General features: G+C 65.6%; 1 protein-coding gene. It reads right to left on the bottom strand.

The genetic code is table 11. The features are described from left to right. A partial coding sequence (locus LD110_RS23330) for an FG-GAP-like repeat-containing protein (RefSeq protein ID WP_225502327.1) occupies positions 1–980 on the bottom strand: 980 nt, incomplete at both ends.

The following is a 980-nucleotide window of genomic DNA, read 5'->3' as shown; positions in this document are numbered from 1 at the left end:
GCCCAACTGGGGATGAAGTTCGGTGCCGCACCATTGGTGATCTGCCACGTCCCGTCGCCCTGCGCGAACGCGATGGGGATGCTTCCCCAGCCCGGGGTCTGCCGCACCAGGGCGATATCCGTGAGCCCGTTGCCGTTGAAATCCCCCGTGACAATCTTGACGCCGGGGGTCGGCGCCCAACTTGGGATGAAGTCCGGCGCCGCACCGTTGGTGACCTGCCACGTCCCGTCACCCTGCGCGAAGGCGATGGGGATGCTTCCCCAACCCGGCGTCTGCCGCACCAACGCTATATCCGTCAGGCCGTTGCCGTTGAAATCACCCGTGACGATCCGGGTGCCGGGAGTGGCTGCCCAGTTCGGGATGAAGTTCGGCGCCGGCGCATTGGTGATATCCCAGTTCCCGTCACCGCGGGCAAAAGCAATGGGAATCGTAGCCCAGCCCGGGGTCTGCCGCACGAGAGCGATGTCCGTCAGGCCGTTGCCGTTGAAATCGCCGGTCACGATCCTGGCACCCGGCGTCGACGCCCACGCCGTAATGAAATCCGGTGCGGCACCGTTGGTGACGTCCCAGTTCCCATCGCCGCGCGAAAACGCGATCGGAATCGTCGCCCACCCCGGCTGCTGCCGCACCAACGCAATGTCGGTGAGGCCGTTGCCGTTGAAGTCACCGGTGATCACTTTGACCCCGGGCGTCGGGGCCCAGGACGGGATGAAATCAGGTGCCCCACCGTTGGTAATGTCCCAGTTACCGTCACCACGGGAAAACGCCACCGGAATCGTCGCCCAGCCCGCCTGCTGCCGTACGAGCGCGACGTCGGTCAGCCCGTTCCCATTGAAGTCGCCTGTTACTACGCGCACCCCGGGCGTCGGCGCCCAGGATGGGATGAAGTTCGGTGCCGCGCCGTTCGTGATGTCCCAATTACCATCACCCCGGGAAAACGCCACCGGAATCGTCGCCCACCCCGGCGTCTGACGGACCAG

This window comes from Arthrobacter sp. M4 (genome assembly GCF_020251205.1).
Lineage (GTDB): Bacteria > Actinomycetota > Actinomycetes > Actinomycetales > Micrococcaceae > Arthrobacter.
Note: the sequence above shows the minus strand (reverse complement) of the source record. Positions and strands in the feature narration are given on the sequence as shown.